Genomic DNA, 17,880 nt, shown 5'->3' with positions numbered 1-17,880 from the left:
CAATTCCATTTGCGGAGCCGGCCCGCGATACAAAAGTTGAAGTTACGGTGCTGTGGCAACCGGGTGAGCTGCAAACCAGGCTCTGGCCTGTTCAGGGATCACACCGATGCCCTGGAATGTCTTGATTTGCAGGCCTCGCTCGTCGCCCCGGTGATACAGCGCGCGACCGCATCGGTTGGCGAACAGGTGGCGCTGGAGGATTCGGGTAAAGGTGGCCGTATGGCCAAACGGCGCGACCCAGTCGTTGAGCCAGAGGCGCTCGCCGCAATTCCAGTCCGCGTCGCTCAATGTCAACGGTGATTGCTGCAAATAGCGTTGTTCCGCTGCCTCATCGACGTTAAGCCAAGAGAGGTAGCACACCGGCTTGCCGTGCTCGCTGCCCAGCACGAATTGGCGATGCTTGAGCGCCGGCAGCAGAAGTGTCGGTAAGCTGTGCAGTGGCGCATCCCGGTGAGCGCTGGAATGCATCCACAACCAAGTGACCGAGCCCAGCACCGCCGCCTCGTTCCAAGGCTCGTCGATCAGGCCGGGGGCCGTGATGTCCAGGGTTTCAAAACGCATGGCATTACCCCTCAGAACGACCAGATGACGGTAAAGTCGCTGGTCACGTTGGCGGTCTTGAAGCCATCGGGCTTCTTGAGCGGCGTGCCTACCGACCAGTCATAAGACAGGCCCTTGTAACCACCACGTACACCCACCACAGCCCCCGCCAGTCGTTTACCAATCAGGAACTTACTGGCCTGACCGCTGACTTCGCCGTAGTCGACACCGGTGTAAAGCTCCTGGCCGGTTTGCCCCAGCGCCAGGCCGACTTCGTTGCGCAGTGTCCAGCCGCGATCGGCAGAAAGAATGTTTTCGCCGTCAAATCCGCGCACGCTGTAACGTCCGCCAATCGAGAAGCGGTCCTGCGGCACCAACGGCGTGCGGTTCCATTGCGACCGCCAACTGCCGATATAGCGCAGACGTTGGTCGCTGATGGTGAAGGGCACTTGCAACTGGGCGTCGGCGGTGATGATCTGCGAGCGGGATGTGCCGGCTCCAGAGGCTTCTTCGGGCGCCGACAACGAATCATGTGCGCCGGTGCCGCGACGGTAGGCGACGCCAAGGTCCAGAATAGAAGTGCCGATAAATTCCCTGTGATCCAGGCCGAGCTGCCAGCCCGCCATGCGCCGATCCTGGTTGCCGATCTCGGTGTCGTCGATGAAGTTTTCAGAAGACCGTGTCCATAGGCCACCCCACGCCGTGGTCTTGCGCACGGCATCGCGGTAAAGCAGACGCGACAGGCGCAGATCGTTGGTACGGCTTTCGCCTCGATACTGGTACGTCTGGGTAGCGCCGGCGACCGACTGCTCGTAGTTGTACTCGCTGGTGGTGAACGCCAGTTGCCAGTAACCCATCGGCAGCGAGTAGTGGAGCGTATTGCCATTGGAGCCGCGTCGGCCGGACTCGCCGCCGCCCAGGTCGTGGTTGAAGCTGGCGTAAAACAAGTCGTTGAGCGACAGCAGGTTGTCCAGCGACAGCGACACATTGCCCTGATATTTGCCTGTGGATTTGCTGCCCGAGTTGTCGAAGGACAGGCTCACGCGGGCCGGAAACTGCTGGCTCCATTTGATCACCACATCGCTTTCGCCAGGCTTGGCATCAGCCGCCAGGGTGGGGGTGATCTGAATGTCGGCGTCGGCAGTGGGCACGCGCTTGAAGTTTTCCAGCGCCTGTTCGATATCGCGCAGGTTAAGCAGGTCGCCGGGGTTGGCAGGCATCGCATTCCACAGGTTGGCGCGGCGGCTGGTGCCTTCGGCAAAGCGGATTTCACGGATGCGCCCCGGCACGATTGTCAGCACCAGAATCCCGCTGTTGAGGTCCTGCGCTTCGGCAAGCACGCGGGTGGTGACAAATCCCGCCTGGATGATCGCATTCTGCATGCGCTTCATCGTCATGTTGATGCCCGCGCCACCCAGGCAACGCCCCACGGCGGGGTCGTCCTCGGGGTTGGCGGCCTTCAGCGCCCATTGAAACTTCTCGGATGCGTCGCCAATCAGGCGGATGTCTTTAATGGCGAAGCAGGGTGCTTCTTTTACAGGAAGACGAGAGCCGCCTTCGTCGAGCGCAGGTGCCTGAAGCCGCACATCGGGCCGCGATTCCAATTGATCACGCAGCGCGCGCTCACGCTCCTGCTGACGCAGTAATTCCTCTTCAGGTCCGGCAGCCTGAGCGGCGGCGGTCGTAAAGAGTGTCCACACTGCCAGCGCCGTCAGCGCGAGGTGTCTTGCATTCATCGACGACAAGCGGGCCAGCCCCACGACATATCGAGAGGGGCCTGGCTTGTGCAGTGGGCAGCGTGAGTCCGCGGGCATTTCACATCCTTGTGATCAGAATCAGAGGCACAATAAGTGGACCGCCTGGAACGGCAGTGGCACTGAAGAAAATAGAAAAATGTAAAGGGTTCGACGAGCAGAAAACGAAATTTCCCACATTCAGTCATACGCTCTGATGGAGGCTTAGTCCGAAAGTTCCGTGACGAGAAAGGCGGCGATAACAACGCTCAGGAAAACACTCAGGAATGTGACGATCTTCACGCGTATTGCGAGTGCTGAGGCAAGCGAATCAGCTAGTTTGCTAGATATTAATACCTAGATCGAGCAGATCCAGGAATGCTCGCGCCTCATTAGCGGGGTTGTGCTGATCTTAGGGGCTCGTAGCGCACGAGGCATTTGCCCTGTTGATGCGGCGCACGGTCTTATGGTCTCGCCGGTGAAATGTCCCGGTAGATCTTAAGCGGCTGTCGATGGTGTTGCAGGAGGTTTTCCTACATGCCGTCAGGCTTGCGCTCCAGCAAGGGCTATTTGAACTGAAAGAGGAAAGAAGAGGTAAAACGCAAGTTTTTGCTCCTAACCGATGACCGCACCACATGAGTAATGCAGTGCGTGCGAAAACAGCTTTTCGTTAATGGTATTTTTCGTGGTATCAACTGAAAAAATTGAAATAAAAATATGATTTGTAAAGACTTTTTATGGTTGTTTATGTTCGAGTGGGAATGAGCCTGCAGCAGGTAAGTGCTGAATAACAAAACCCCGGTCTTTTGGCCGGGGTTTTGTGTTTTTAATGGAGGTAAAAACAGGCTTAGGTTTGGACATAATCAAATTTATGCAAAAACCACCATTTCTAATTGTTTTTATGTAATGCCAATCGATTTTTGCGACTTATTCCATAAAAACAGACGTGGGTCTGATTTCGTTGAATTACGCGAGAACAATATACCTGTGGCGAGGGAGCTTGCTCCCGTTGGACTGCGTAGCAGTCCCAAGCTCTTTCAAAGAGTGGGTCGCTGGAGCCGGGAGCCTGGCAAACCACTATTCATTCCGTCAGGGGGGGAATGGCTTGGCTACGACGGACACGATCGAGGGCCGGGGCCCTCGACCCTGCAGCCCCTCCGCTCTGCACACCGCATTCACCGCCGCGCAATATCCGAAAAGTAAAACTTATCCAACGTATGCCGCGATTCGGTGTACTCGAACTGCCGTCCATCCTGCAAAAACGTCTGGTTGCTCACCACGATCACATGGCTTTGCCCATCCAGGTCCAGGTGCGCCTGGTCGTCCTTGCTGCGGGGCAGGGCTTCGATGGTGCGTTGGGCGTAGCTGATCTGCAACTGCAAGGTCTGCTCGATGAACGCGTAGATCGATTGGCCGGCAATCGCCTGGTCCAGCCCCGGGATCACGTCGGCGACGAAGTGGTTGATGTCGAGGATCACCCGTTTGCCGCCAATGCGTCGTACCCGCTTGATCTGCGTGATCAGGCTGCCGGGTTCGGCTTCGATGTGTTCGAGCAGCGCGCCCTCCAGGGCGAACTGGCTGAACTGCACGACTTCGGTCTGTACGTCATCGCCCAGGTCGGCATGGGTTTCGCGAAAGCTGACGATGCCGCCCAACTGGAACTCGATGGGGTTGGGCGACAACACAAACGTGCCCTTGCCATGAATCTTTTGCGCGAAGCCCCGCTCCTGTAACTGCTCGATAGCCCGGCGCACGGTGCCACGGCTGGCCTGGTAGGCGCTCATCAATTCGGTTTCGGAGGGCAGGCGGGTACCACGCTGCAGCCGTTCGGTCGTGATGCTGGCAAGCAGATCGGTATAGATCTGGTTGTATTTGCTCATGTTGGAGGGCTCTGTACCGCGTTGGCGTTCAAGGCAGGAACCTTAGTGGCAGTGCCGGGGCGTTGTCCATTCAATCGATTTGAAATTTCAGAAGTATCCGACACAAAAAACAGAAAATTAGTCGATTTTTAAACTCGTCTGTACGAGTTGTTGATTTAACTCGTACAGACGAGTACTTTTGACGTCGTTGGACTGCCAAGGTCACTCCCGATAACAAGAAAAGTGGAAGAAAACCCATGAGCCACGACTATCCCAACATTGCCCGCGAGTTGCTCCAGCACCTCGGCGGCGCCGATAACCTGGAGCAGGCCGCGCATTGTGTGACGCGCCTGCGCCTGGCCCTCAAGGACCAGAATCTGGTCAACAGCCCTGCGCTGAACCAGGTCGACCTGGTCAAGGGCTCCTTCTTTACCGGCGGCTTGTTCCAGGTCGTCATCGGCCCCGGCGAAGTGGAGAAGGTCTACGCCGCCCTGCGCGAACAGACCGGCCTTGCCGCCTCGACCATTGCCGACGTCAAGAAGGCCGCCGGCGACAAGATCAACCCTCTTCAGCAACTGGTGCGGGTGTTCTCCGATGTGTTCATGCCGATCCTGCCGGCGCTGATCATTGCCGGCCTGTTGATGGGCATCAACAACCTGATGGGCGCCAAGGGCATGTTCATCGAGGGGCAAACGTTGCTGGAGGCCTATCCGAACCTGGACGGCCTGTGGAGCCTTATAAACCTGATGGCCAACACCTCGTTCGTGTTCCTGCCGGCGCTGGTGGGCTGGTCGGCGGCCAAGCGGTTTGGCGGCAGTGAAATCCTCGGCATCGTGCTCGGCCTGATGCTGGTTCACCCGGACCTGCTCAATGCCTGGAACTACGGCAAGGCCGTCGCCGGCCTCGACGGCCAGAGCCTGCCGTACTTCGATATCTTCGGTTGGTTCCGGATCGAAAAAGTCGGTTACCAGGGGCAGATCCTGCCGATCCTGCTGGCCGCCTACGTCATGAGCGTGATCGAAAAATGGTTGCGCGCGCGCGTGCCGAATGCCATCCAATTGCTGGTGATCCCCATCACCACCATCGTTGTTACCGGCGTGCTGGCGCTGGCAATCATCGGCCCTGTGACCCGTCACCTCGGCATCCTCATCACCGAAGGCATGGTCACCCTGTTCGACCTGGCGCCCATGGTCGGCGGCGCGCTTTTCGGCCTGCTGTATGCGCCGCTGGTCATCACCGGCATGCACCACATGTTCCTCGCCGTGGACCTGCAACTTATTTCCAGCCAGGGCGGCACCTTTATCTGGCCAATGATCGTCATGTCCAACCTGGCCCAGGGCAGCGCGGCACTGGCGGTGTTCTACATGACCCGCAACGCCCGTGACAAAAGCATGGCCTCGACCTCGGCGATTTCCGCGTACTTCGGCATCACTGAGCCGGCGATGTTCGGCGTCAACCTGCGCTTCAAATTCCCGTTCTACGCGGCGCTCGCCGGTTCCGCGTTGGGCAGCATTTTCCTGTCGCTGAACAAGGTCCAGGCCTCGGCTATCGGTGTGGGTGGCCTGCCCGGTTTCATCTCGATCATGCCTGAGTTCATCCCGTTGTTTGTCGTCGGCATGACGGTCGCGATCGTGGTGCCGTTTGCGCTGACCTGTGTGTTGAGCATGAAGATTGTCCGGCCGGGTTATCGGGTTGCCTGAACTGTCGCTGATGAGGCCTTCAAGGCCAGTACAAAATTCTACTCGAGGACCCACCATGCAAGCCTGGCAACACTCGGTGATCTACCAGATTTATCCCAAGAGCTTCCACAGCCATGCAGGGAACGCGACCGGCGACCTGCTGGGCATCGTCGACAAGCTCGACTACCTGCAATGGCTGGGCGTCGATTGCCTGTGGGTCACCCCGTTCCTGCGCTCGCCCCAGCGCGACAACGGTTACGACATCAGCGACTACTACGCCATCGATCCCAGCTACGGGACCATGGCCGATTGCGAGCTGTTGATCCATGAGGCGGCCAGGCGCGGCATCAAGCTGATGCTGGACATCGTGGTCAACCACACGTCGGTCGAGCATGAATGGTTCCAGCAGGCGCGCAGCAGCCTCGACAACCCGTACCGTGACTTCTACATCTGGCGCGACCAGCCGAATAACTGGGAGTCCAAGTTCGGCGGCTCGGCCTGGGAGTATGAGGCGCAAACCGGCCAGTATTACCTGCACCTGTTCGACCATACCCAGGCCGACCTCAACTGGGACAACCCCCAGGTACGTGCCGAAGTGTTCAAGATGATGCGCTTCTGGCGCGACAAGGGCGTCGGTGGCTTCCGGCTGGATGTGATCAACCTGATCTCCAAACCGGCGGACTTTGCGCAGGACGCCAGCGACGGTCGGCGTTTCTACACCGACGGCCCGAACGTGCACCGGTACTTGCAGGAAATGCACCGCGAAGTGTTCGAGGGGTACGACCTGATTAACGTCGGCGAAATGTCGTCCACCAGCCTTGAGCACTGCATTCGCTATTCGCGGCCCGAGTCGAAAGAGCTGTCGATGACGTTCAACTTTCATCACCTGAAAGTGGATTACCCGAACCTGCAGAAATGGGTACGGGCAGACTTCGACTTTCTGCAGCTCAAACGCATCCTGTCCGATTGGCAACTGGGCATGCAGGCCGGTGGCGGCTGGAACGCGCTGTTCTGGTGTAACCATGATCAGCCGCGAGTGGTCTCGCGCTTCGGTGATGACGGCGAGTTCCGCGTGGTGTCGGCCAAGATGCTCGCCACGGCGCTGCACTTCCTGCAGGGCACGCCGTTCATTTACCAGGGCGAAGAGCTGGGCATGACCAACCCGGGTTTCGAGCGCATTGAGCAGTACCGCGATGTCGAGACCCTGAACATCTATCGCCTCAAGCGCGATGCCGGCGAGTCCGAGGCGGCGAGCATGGCGGCGATCATGCAGAAGTCCCGCGACAACGGGCGTACACCGATGCAATGGAACGCTGGGGAAAACGCCGGCTTCAGCCGTGGTGAGCCGTGGATCGGTCTTGCGGCCAACGCCGCGCTCGTCAATGTCGATAACCAGCGCGACGACCCGCATTCGGTGCTGCATCACTACCGCGCCCTGATTGCCCTGCGTCGGCAGCAGCCGCTGATCCAGGATGGGGTGTATCGCCCGTTGCTGGCCGAGCACCCCCAAGTGTGGGCGTACCTGCGCGAAGGGCAGGGCGAGCGCCTGTTGGTGCTGAACAATTTCTACGCCGCACCGTGCCAGATCCAACTGCCCCCCGATGTCATCACCGAGGCGACCGAGCAACGCCTGCTGATCAGTAACTACCCCGACTGCCCGCCACGCACGGGCACCGTATCGCTGCGACCTTACGAGTCGTTCGTGCTGCTGCTGAGGGGCTGAAACACCCGCTGTATGACGCGACAAACACAATAAAAATAAAAGGAGTGCCTCATGAAAAACACCCTCAAACTGGGCTTTGCAGCCTCGTGCCTGACGTTGCCGTTGGCGGCGCATGCCCTGGAATTTGCCGGTTATTTGCGCAGCGGGGCGGGGACGTCGACCGGCAGTGGCCCACAACAGTGCTTCCAGTTGCCGGGCGCGCAAACCAAATACCGCCTGGGCAACGAATGCGAACAGTACGCGGAGCTTGAGCTGCGCCAGGACGTGTTTACCCTGGATGATGGCTCGGTGCTCAGCGTCGATGCCATGGCCTCGCTGTACAACAAGTACGACCGCGCCCTGAAATTCCAGGGCGAAAACAACGGCTCGGCGCGCATGCCGCAGATGTATGCGCAGTGGTCGAACATGCCCAGTCTCAACGGCGGCTCACTGTGGGCCGGGCGTCGGTACTACAAGCGTAATGACATCCATATCTCCGATTTCTACTACTGGAACCAGAGTGCCACGGGTGGCGGTATCGAAGACGTGAAAATCGGCGACCTGAAGTACAGCTACGCCCTGTCGCGCAAGGACAACCTCTACCAGAAAGCCTATGTGACCCGTCACGACTTCAACGTCGCCGGCTTCAAGACCAACCCCGGCGGCGAGCTGGAGCTGGGCCTGAGCTACCTCGAAAAGGCCGGTGGCCGCGACGCCAACAGCGGTTGGGCGCTGACCGCGCAGCATGTGCAGCAGGCGTTCCTCGGCGGCAAGAACAAATTCGCCTTGCAGTACGGCGAGGGGCCGGGCACGGGCCTGGGCTACACCGGCAACACCGCGCTGGACAACAGCAGCAAAAGCTATCGTGCGGTGGAGTTTTTTGACTGGCAAGTGACGCCGCGGTTTGGCGGCCAGATCGAAGCGGTGTACCAGAAGGACGTACGTCCCGGCAGTCAGGACCAGACCTGGATGTCCCTCGGCGTACGCCCGGCCTATGCCCTGACCGAGCAGTTCAAGCTGGTGGCCGAGCTTGGCCACGATCAGGTCGACGCCACCGGCGGCACGCGCAAATTGAGCAAGTTCACCTTCGCTCCGACCTGGTCGCCCAAAGGCCCGGAATTCTGGGCACGGCCGGAAGTGCGCCTGTATTACACCTATGCCACCTGGAACGCCGCCGCCAAGCGCGCCGCCAATGAACTGGCTGCCGGCTCGGCCTTGTCCGACACCGGCAGCTATGGCACCGCGCGGCATGGTTCCAACGTCGGGGTGCAGGTCGAGTACTGGTGGAAATAATTTTTATCTGCCGGCGCGAGTGTGCTCGCGCCGCCAGGCTATTCACAGAACACAACAACAGGTGATGTCATGACCACAATCCAACCCTTGGTATTGCTGGCACCCTTGGCCGGGGTGCAGTTGCCCCTGGATCAAGTGCCCGATCCGGCATTCTCCAGCCGCCTGCTTGGCGATGGTCTGTGCATCGATCCGACTTCGCAGACCCTTTGCGCGCCCATGTCCGGTGTGATCAGTAACATTCAGGACAGTGGGCATGCCGTCAGTGTCACCAACGAGCACGGCGTGCAGGTGTTGATGCACATCGGCCTGGACACCGTGAACCTGGCGGGTGAGGGCTTTACGCCGCTGGTCGAGGATGGCCAGCAGGTGCAGGCCGGTCAGCCGCTGATCGAGTTCGATGCCGACTTCATCGCCCTCAATGCCCGCAGCCTGCTGACCCTGATGCTGGTGGTCAGTGGCGAGCCGTTCGAACTGTTGGTGCCTGCCACCAGTACGGTCGAGACCGGCCAGCCGGTGCTGCAGCTCAAGCCCGCCACGGCCAGCGTCGAGGTGGCGCAAGAGCAGGGCAATGCGCTGTTTTCCAAACCGTTGACCCTGCTCAACGCCCACGGTCTGCATGCGCGCCCGGCGGCGGTGTTCGCCCAGGCGGCGAAAGGGTTCAAGGCGAGCATTTATCTGCATAAGCAGACTGAGAGCGCCAACGCCAAATCCCTGGTGCGCATCATGGCCCTGCAAACCGTGCGCGGCGATACCTTGCAGGTCAGCGCCGCCGGCGAAGATGCAGCGGCGGCGATCGAGGCCTTGGTGGTATTGCTCGCCGACGGCTGCGGCGAAAACGTGGTCGGTGTTGCACCGGCCAGCACCGCCGAAACGCCGGCGCCGGTCAGCTCCGCTACCTTGTTGCGAGGTGTGTGCGCCTCGCCGGGGTCGGCGTTCGGCCAGGTATTCCAGATCAAGGAAGCGGCGCTGGTCATTACCGAGGCAGGCCTCGGTGAAGCGCAGGAGCGTGCAACCCTGACGCGTGCCTTGAGCGATGCCGATCGGGCCCTGCAAGCCATGCAGGCCAACGTGAGCGGCGCCCAGGCCGAGATCTTCCGCGCGCATCAGGAATTGCTCGAAGACCCGACCCTGCTGGAGCAGGCACACACCCTGCTGACCGAAGGCAAGAGCGCTGCGTTTGCGTGGAACAGCGTCACGGTCGCCACGACCCGGCTGTTCCAGGGCCTGGGCAATACGCTGCTTGCCGAGCGCGCGGCCGACCTCGACGATGTGGGTCGGCGTGTGCTCAAGCTGATCCTGGGCATCCAGGACGACGCCCTGGAAGTGCCGGAACGTGCGATTCTGATTGCCGAGCAACTGACCCCGTCGCAAACCGCCAGCCTGGATACGTGCAAGGTGCTGGGGTTTGTCACGGTCGGCGGCGGTGCGACCAGCCACGTGGCGATTCTTGCCCGGGCGCTGGGCCTGCCGGCGATTTGCGGGGCGCCGGCTTGCGTGCTGGCGCTGAGCAACGGTAAACAGGTATTGCTCGATGCCGACAAAGGCGAGTTGCACCTGGAGCCCGACCCGGTCGAGATCGAACAACTGGAGACCGCGCGCCATCAACAATCGCTGCGGCGCCAGCGTGAAGTGGCGCAGGCGTCATTGGCCGCCGTCACCCGCGACGGTCATGCCGTGGAGGTCACGGCCAATGTGGCCTCGTTGCAGGAGGTTGAGCAATCCCTGGTCCTGGGCGGGGAGGGCGTGGGCCTGCTGCGTTCGGAGTTTCTCTATCTGGACCGCAACCGAGCACCGAGTGCCCGCGAACAGGCCGACACCTACAGCGCCATCGCCCGTGCACTTGGCCCTGAACGTAACCTGGTGGTGCGTACGCTCGATGTGGGCGGCGACAAGCCCCTGGCTTATGTGCCGATGGACAGCGAGACCAACCCCTTTCTCGGCTTGCGCGGCATTCGCCTGTGCCTGGCGCGTCCTGAACTGCTGCGTGAACAGTTCCGGGCGATCCTCGCCAGTGCCGGGCAGGCCCGGCTGCATATCATGTTGCCAATGGTCAGCCTGTTGTCGGAGTTGCACCTGGCGCGCCGGATACTGGACGAAGAGGTCCAGGCGCTGGGCCTGGCGCAGCGGCCCAAGCTGGGCATCATGATAGAAGTGCCCTCGGCGGCGCTGATGGCGGATCTGTTTGCACCGCATGTGGATTTTTTTTCCATCGGCACCAACGACCTTACCCAGTACACCCTGGCCATGGACCGTGATCATCCACGGCTGGCCAGCCAGGCCGACAGCTATCACCCGGCCGTACTGCGCCTGATCGCCAGCACCGTCAAGGCGGCCCATGCCCACGGCAAACCGGTCAGTGTGTGCGGCGCCCTGGGATCGGAAGTGCTGGCGGTGCCGATGTTGATCGGGCTGGGGGTGGATGAGTTATCGGTCAGTGTGCCGTTGATCCCCACGATCAAGGCCGCGGTGCGTGAGCTGCACCTGAAGGACTGCCAGTGCATCGCCCGCCAGGTGCTGAATCTGGAAGAGGCCGTCGAGGTGCGCGAAGCCCTTTACCAGTTCCACACCGCCACTGCCGGCACCTCACCTGTCCTGGAGAACTGAACATGTTCGAGAAATTGAAGCAGGCATTCTGGAGAGCCCTGACCCCGGACCTGGTCGCCGAGGCCGTACCCGCGCCTGAAGGCGAACACCTGTTATCGGCCGACGTGCTCAGTGCGCTGGGCGGTGCGGATAACCTAACGTCACAACGACGCGTCGCCCTGACCCGGGTGCGCGTGCAACTGCGCGATGCGGGGCGGTTGGATGAGCTGGCGTTGAAGGCAGCGGGTGTGGCGGGGGTGATGGTGCTGGCGGGGGGTGTGGTGCATTTGCTCACTGGCCTATAGGCAAGTGGAGATCAAAAATGTGGGAGCGGCGATGCGACGATTCGACTTGCCGGCGATATAGGTAATCCGCAGTCGTTCGCGAGCAAGTCGCAGCGCCGCTCCCACTTGGGTTTGTGGGGGCTAGAGCTGCGGGCTATCTTCCGGCGGCTTGGTCTTGTCCACACCCGGCACGTGCAGATTACCTTCCACCACCTGGTTGCCCTCCAGCTGCGGCTGGGTCACCCAGGTGAGGATGTCGTAGTAACGTCGGATGTTCGCCACAAAATGCACCGGCTCACCACCGCGGGCGTAGCCGTAGCGGGTCTTGCTGTACCACTGCTTCTGCGAGAGACGCGGCAGCATCTTCTTCACATCCAGCCATTTGTTCGGGTTCAGGCCTTCTTTCTTCGCCAGAAGCCGCGCGTCGTCCAGATGGCCGGTGCCGACGTTGTAGGCGGCGAGGGCAAACCAGGTGCGGTCCGGCTCGGCGATGCTGTCGTCCAGCTCATCCTTGATCTTGGCCAGGTACTTGGCGCCGCCCATGATGCTCTGTCTGGCGTCCAGGCGATTGGATACGCCCATCGCCTGAGCGGTGTTCTGGGTCAGCATCATCAGGCCGCGTACGCCGGTCTTGGAGGTGACCGCCGGTTGCCACAGCGATTCCTGATAACCGATGGCCGCCAGTAAGCGCCAATCGACTTTTTCTTCCTTGGCGTAGGCGCGAAAGTGCTTCTCGTACTTGGGCAGGCGTTGCTGCAAATGCTGGGCGAAGGTATAGGCGCCGACATAGCCGAGTACATCGACATGTCCGTAGTAGCGATCCTTGAGACGCTGAAGGGTGCCGTTCTTTTCCACCTTGTCCAGGTAACTGTTGATCTCGTTGAGCAGGCTGTTGTCTTCGCCTGCCGCCACGGCCCAGCTCTGATTGCTGGCGTTGCCCAGGTCGAACGCCACGCGCACGTTGGGGAAATACACCTGGTTCATCGCCACTTCGTTGGAGTCCACCAGGGTCAGGTCGATTTGCCCCTCGTCCACCATGCGCAGCAAATCGACGACTTCAACGGCGTCGGACTCTTCGTATTCGATTGCAGGATTCTGCTTTTTCAACTCGGCCAGTTGTTCGGCGTGGGTGCTGCCCTTGAGCACCATGATCTTCTTGCCCACCAGATCCGCCGCGTTGGTCGGGCGCGATTGGCCGTTGCGGTAGATGATCTGCGGGGTGACTTCAAGGTAAGGGTGGGAGAAACGTACCTGCTGCTGGCGCTGCTCGCTGCCAACCAGCCCGGCGGCGGCGAGAACCGGGCCGTTGGGTTTGCCCAACTGGCCGAACAGGTCGTCGAGGTTGTCGGCGGTTTCTATCTCCAGCTTCACGCCCAGGTCATCGGCAAAACGCTTGACCAGTTCGTATTCGAAACCGGTTTCACCGTTGCGGTCCTGAAAATACGTGGCCGGGCTGTTCCGGGTTATCACCCGCAAGACGCCATCCTCCTTGATTCGCTCGAGCGTGCTGGGTTTATCAACACAGGCGCTGAGCAATAAAAAGAGTCCGGTGGCGAAGAGCCATTTGGCGCATCGCGGGCGCAAAGCAGTTGGTGAGAACATCTGCGCAGTATACGCAAACGGCTCACGGCGCCATATCTCGACAGCGGCGGACTTGTCTGCTAGCGCCGCCAAAACTGTGCTGCAGCCCGCAGAAACGTGGGTTGACGAGCAATTGTGACGGTTAAAATAACTGTGCGGAATGTCTGCGATAGCGCCTCGATACTGTGCAATCGGTGCCAACTGACGTTCGGCAGCAGCCAGCCGTGCCGTTTCGGGTGCCGTTGGCGCAGGTTTACGCTAGAATGCACGGCCTCAAAGCACACCCCTTCCCGAGGCTGTCCCGAAGATGTTGATCCTGCGCGGCGCTCCTGCCCTTTCTGCCTTTCGCCACAGCAAACTCCTTAAGCAACTGAGCCAGAAGGTTCCAGCTGTCACTGGCTTGTATGCTGAATTTGCTCACTTCGCCGACGTTACCGGCGTGTTGACCGCCGACGAGCAGCAAGTGCTGGCACGCCTTCTGAAGTACGGCCCAAGCGTTCCCGTTCAAGAGCCGACCGGCCGCTTGTTCCTGGTTCTGCCACGGTTCGGCACCATCTCGCCCTGGTCGAGCAAAGCCAGCGATATCGCGCGTAACTGCGGCCTGGATAAAATCCAGCGCCTGGAGCGTGGTATTGCCTTCTACGTCGCTGGCCAGTTCAGCGATGCCGAGGCCGAGCTGATTGCCGGCAGCCTGCACGACCGCATGACCCAGATCATCGTCAGCCAGCTGGAACAGGCCGCCGGCCTGTTCAGCCACGCCGAACCCAAGCCGCTCACCGCGATCGACGTGCTCGGCGGTGGCCGCGCCGCCCTCGAGAAGGCCAACACCGAGCTGGGCCTGGCCCTGGCCGAAGACGAGATCGACTACCTGGTCAACGCCTTCAACGGTCTCAAGCGCAACCCGCACGACATCGAACTGATGATGTTCGCCCAGGCCAACTCCGAGCATTGCCGTCACAAGATCTTCAACGCCAGTTGGGACATTGACGGCCAGAGCCAGGAAAAAAGCCTGTTCGGCATGATCAAGAACACCTACGTGATGCACAGCGAAGGTGTTCTTTCTGCCTATAAGGACAACGCCTCGGTCATCGTCGGCTCCGTCGCCGGCCGCTTCTTCCCGGACCCCGAGACCCGCCAGTACGGCGCGGTGCAAGAGCCGGTGCATATCCTGATGAAGGTTGAAACCCACAACCACCCGACCGCGATTGCTCCGTTCCCGGGCGCCGCCACCGGTTCCGGCGGCGAGATCCGCGACGAAGGTGCCACCGGCCGTGGCGCCAAGCCGAAGGCGGGCCTAACCGGCTTCACCGTGTCCAACCTGCAGATCCCGGGCTTCGAACAGCCGTGGGAAGTGCCGTACGGCAAGCCTGAACGCATCGTCACCGCGTTGGACATCATGATCGAAGGCCCGCTGGGCGGCGCCGCGTTCAACAACGAATTCGGGCGTCCGGCGCTCACCGGCTACTTCCGTACCTTCGAACAGTCCATCACCACCCCGCGTGGCGATGAAGTGCGCGGTTACCACAAGCCGATCATGTTGGCCGGCGGCATGGGCAACATCCGCGAAGAACACGTCAAGAAAGGCGAGATCCTGGTCGGCTCCAAGCTGATCGTACTCGGCGGCCCGGCCATGCTCATCGGCCTGGGCGGCGGCGCCGCTTCCTCCATGGCCACCGGCACCAGCTCGGCCGATCTTGACTTCGCTTCCGTACAGCGCGAAAACCCAGAGATGGAACGCCGCTGCCAGGAAGTCATCGACCGTTGCTGGCAGTTGGGTGACAAGAACCCGATCAGCTTCATCCACGACGTCGGTGCCGGCGGTTTGTCCAACGCCTTCCCGGAGCTGGTCAACGATGGCGACCGCGGTGGCCGTTTCGAACTGCGCAACATTCCAAACGACGAGCCGGGCATGGCCCCGCACGAAATCTGGAGCAACGAATCCCAGGAACGTTACGTACTGGCCGTCGGTCCGGAAGACTTCGCACGCTTCCAGGCCATCTGCGAACGCGAGCGTTGCCCGTTTGCCGTGGTTGGCGAAGCCACTGCCGAGCCGCAGTTGACCGTCACCGACAGCCACTTCGGCAACAGCCCGGTAGACATGCCGCTCGAAGTGCTGCTGGGCAAGGCCCCGCGCATGCACCGTTCGGCCAACCGTGAAACCGAGCTGGGCGATGATTTCGACCCAAGCAACCTCGACCTGACCGACAGCATCGAACGCGTGTTGCATCACCCGGCCGTGGCGAGCAAAAGCTTCCTGATCACCATCGGAGACCGCACCATCACCGGCCTGGTAGCCCGTGACCAAATGGTCGGCCCTTGGCAGGTGCCGGTGGCCGACGTTGCCGTCACCGCCACCAGCTTCGACGTCTACACCGGTGAAGCCATGGCGATGGGCGAGCGTACGCCGCTGGCCCTGCTGGACGCTCCGGCATCGGGCCGCATGGCCATTGGTGAAACCCTCACCAACATCGCCGCTTCCCGTATCGGCAAGCTGTCCGACATCAAATTGTCGGCCAACTGGATGTCCGCCGCCGGCCACCCCGGTGAAGACGCGCGCCTGTACGACACGGTTAAAGCGGTCGGCATGGAGCTGTGCCCGGAGCTGGGTATTACCATTCCGGTGGGCAAGGACTCCATGTCCATGGCCACCCGTTGGAACGATGAAGGCACCGACAAGAGCGTCACCTCGCCGCTGTCGCTGATCGTCACCGGTTTTGCGCCGGTCACCGATATTCGCCAGACCCTGACCCCGCAACTGCGCATGGACAAGGGCACCACCGACCTGATCCTGATCGACCTGGGCCGTGGCCAGAACCGCATGGGCGCCTCGATCCTGGCACAGACCCACGGCAAGCTTGGCAAGCAGGCCCCGGACGTCGATGACGCCGAAGACCTCAAAGCCTTCTTCGCCGTGATCCAGGGCCTGAATGCCGACGGCCACCTGCTGGCCTACCACGACCGTTCCGACGGTGGTCTGCTGACCAGCGTGGTCGAGATGGCGTTTGCCGGTCACTGTGGCCTGAACATCGTGCTCGACAGCGTTGCCGAGGACGCCGCTGAAATCAACGGCATCCTGTTCAACGAAGAATTGGGTGCGGTGATTCAGGTGCGCCAGGACGCTACCCCGGACGTACTCGCACAATTCAGCGCCGCCGGCCTGGACGACTGCGTGGCGGTGATCGGCCAGCCGATCAACAACGGTGAAATCAATATCTCCTTCAACGGCGACACCGTGTTTGCCGGTCAGCGTCGTCTGCTGCAACGCCAGTGGGCCGAGACCAGCTACCAGATCCAGCGCCTGCGTGATAACGCCGACTGCGCCGAGCAGGAATTCGACACCATCCTGGAAGAAGAAAACCCGGGGCTGAGCACCATGCTCAGCTTCGACGTCAACCAGGACATCGCCGCGCCTTACATCAAGAAAGGCATCCGCCCACAGGTTGCCGTGCTGCGCGAGCAGGGCGTCAACGGTCAGGTGGAAATGGCGGCCGCGTTCGACCGTGCCGGCTTCAATGCGATCGACGTGCACATGAGCGACATCCTCGCCGGTCGTGTTGACCTCAACGAGTTCAAAGGCCTCGTCGCCTGCGGCGGTTTCTCTTACGGCGACGTGCTGGGTGCCGGTGAAGGCTGGGCCAAGTCGGCCCTGTTCAACAGCCGTGCCCGCGATGCGTTCCAGGGCTTCTTCGAGCGCAACGACAGCTTCACCCTCGGTGTGTGCAACGGTTGCCAGATGATGTCCAACCTGAGCGAACTGATCCCGGGCAGCGAGTTCTGGCCGCACTTTGTGCGCAACCGTTCCGAGCAGTTCGAAGCTCGCGTGGCCATGGTGCAGGTGCAGGAATCCAACTCGATCTTCCTGCAAGGCATGGCCGGTTCGCGCATGCCGATCGCCATCGCCCACGGTGAAGGCCATGCTGAATTCAGCAGCGAAGAAGCGTTGCTCGAAGCCGACCTGTCCGGCAGCGTGGCCCTGCGCTTTGTGGATAACCACGGCAAAGTCACCGAGACCTACCCGGCCAACCCGAACGGCTCGCCGCGCGGCATCACCGGCCTCACCAGCCGCGACGGTCGCGTGACCATCATGATGCCGCACCCGGAACGTGTATTCCGCGCCGTGCAGAACTCGTGGCGCCCGGAAGAGTGGAACGAAGACGCGCCTGGATGCGCATGTTCCGCAACGCACGCGTGTGGGTGAACTAAGGCCGTGTACAAACTCGCCTTCTTCGTGCCCGACAGCCATGTGGAGACGGTGAAAACCGCCGTCTTCGCAGCCGGCGGCGGGCGCATCGGCGACTACGACAACTGCGCCTGGCAAGTGCTGGGCCAGGGCCAATTCCGTGCGCTGGATGGCAGCCAACCGTTTATCGGGCAGGTGGGCCAGGTTGAAGTGGTTGAAGAGTGGAAGGTGGAGCTGGTGGTGGCGGATGAGTTGATTGTGGCTGTAGTGGCTGCTTTGAAGCTGAGCCATCCGTATGAGACACCGGCGTATGAGGTGTGGCAGTTGGCGGATTTTTGATTCGTTAATTGCATAAACAAGAAACCCGCTGGGCCGGTTTGGTCAGCGGGTTTTTTGTTGGCTGTCAGGGCCACATCGGGAACAAGCCCCCTCCCACATTTGACGGT

General features: G+C 61.0%; 10 protein-coding genes and 1 pseudogene. 7 read left to right on the top strand and 4 right to left on the bottom strand.

What is annotated here, in order from left to right; genetic code table 11:
- Positions 1–42 precede the first annotated feature (42 nt).
- The 3 genes from JWR98_RS00800 to treR form a co-directional block, all read right to left on the bottom strand.
- Positions 43–561 (bottom strand): toxin-activating lysine-acyltransferase, encoded by a 519-nt coding sequence (locus tag JWR98_RS00800; protein WP_017139694.1) that lies wholly within the window; start codon positions 559–561, stop codon positions 43–45.
- Positions 562–572: 11 nt separating this feature from the next.
- A complete protein-coding gene (locus JWR98_RS00795) occupies positions 573–2,276 on the bottom strand; it encodes a ShlB/FhaC/HecB family hemolysin secretion/activation protein (protein WP_205489137.1) in 1,704 nt (567 codons plus the stop codon).
- Positions 2,277–3,448: 1,172 nt separating this feature from the next.
- Positions 3,449–4,153, bottom strand: a complete 705-nt coding sequence (gene treR / locus JWR98_RS00790; RefSeq protein WP_003175934.1) for a trehalose operon repressor — start codon at positions 4,151–4,153, stop codon at positions 3,449–3,451.
- A gap of 236 nt (positions 4,154–4,389) precedes the next feature.
- Here treR and treP point away from each other — a divergent pair, with 236 nt between their 5' ends.
- The 5 genes from treP to JWR98_RS00765 all read left to right on the top strand — a co-directional run bounded on the left by treP (position 4,390) and on the right by JWR98_RS00765 (position 11,694).
- Positions 4,390–5,832 (top strand): PTS system trehalose-specific EIIBC component, encoded by a 1,443-nt coding sequence (treP, locus tag JWR98_RS00785; RefSeq protein ID WP_078734559.1) that lies wholly within the window; start codon positions 4,390–4,392, stop codon positions 5,830–5,832.
- A 55-nt stretch (positions 5,833–5,887) separates the two neighbouring features.
- Positions 5,888–7,534 carry an alpha,alpha-phosphotrehalase gene (gene treC / locus JWR98_RS00780; protein WP_205489131.1) on the top strand — a complete coding sequence of 549 codons (1,647 nt, stop codon included), beginning with the start codon at positions 5,888–5,890 and terminating at the stop codon, positions 7,532–7,534.
- 51 nt (positions 7,535–7,585) lie between these two features.
- A complete protein-coding gene (locus tag JWR98_RS00775; protein ID WP_078734557.1) occupies positions 7,586–8,806 on the top strand; it encodes a maltoporin in 1,221 nt (406 codons plus the stop codon).
- Positions 8,807–8,875: 69 nt separating this feature from the next.
- A complete protein-coding gene (gene ptsP, locus JWR98_RS00770; RefSeq protein ID WP_205489130.1) occupies positions 8,876–11,410 on the top strand; it encodes a phosphoenolpyruvate--protein phosphotransferase in 2,535 nt (844 codons plus the stop codon).
- 2 nt (positions 11,411–11,412) lie between these two features.
- Positions 11,413–11,694: a PTS sugar transporter subunit IIB gene (locus JWR98_RS00765; RefSeq protein WP_205489129.1), complete on the top strand. Its 282-nt coding sequence runs from the start codon at positions 11,413–11,415 to the stop codon at positions 11,692–11,694.
- A 120-nt stretch (positions 11,695–11,814) separates the two neighbouring features.
- On the opposite strand, the gene mltF is transcribed toward JWR98_RS00765, so the two are convergent.
- Positions 11,815–13,275, bottom strand: a complete 1,461-nt coding sequence (mltF, locus tag JWR98_RS00760) for a membrane-bound lytic murein transglycosylase MltF (protein WP_078734554.1) — start codon at positions 13,273–13,275, stop codon at positions 11,815–11,817.
- A gap of 286 nt (positions 13,276–13,561) precedes the next feature.
- Between mltF and purL the strand changes: the two are divergent.
- Together purL and JWR98_RS00750 are read left to right on the top strand one after the other, a co-directional pair.
- Positions 13,562–17,457, top strand: a pseudogene (purL, locus tag JWR98_RS00755) (phosphoribosylformylglycinamidine synthase).
- Positions 17,458–17,461: 4 nt separating this feature from the next.
- A complete protein-coding gene (locus JWR98_RS00750; RefSeq protein ID WP_078734552.1) occupies positions 17,462–17,773 on the top strand; it encodes a YqfO family protein in 312 nt (103 codons plus the stop codon).
- The last annotated feature ends 107 nt before the right edge of the window (positions 17,774–17,880 follow it).

The sequence above is a fragment of the Pseudomonas lactucae genome (assembly GCF_016937615.1).
Lineage (GTDB): Bacteria > Pseudomonadota > Gammaproteobacteria > Pseudomonadales > Pseudomonadaceae > Aquipseudomonas > Aquipseudomonas lactucae.
Note: the sequence above shows the minus strand (reverse complement) of the source record. Positions and strands in the feature narration are given on the sequence as shown.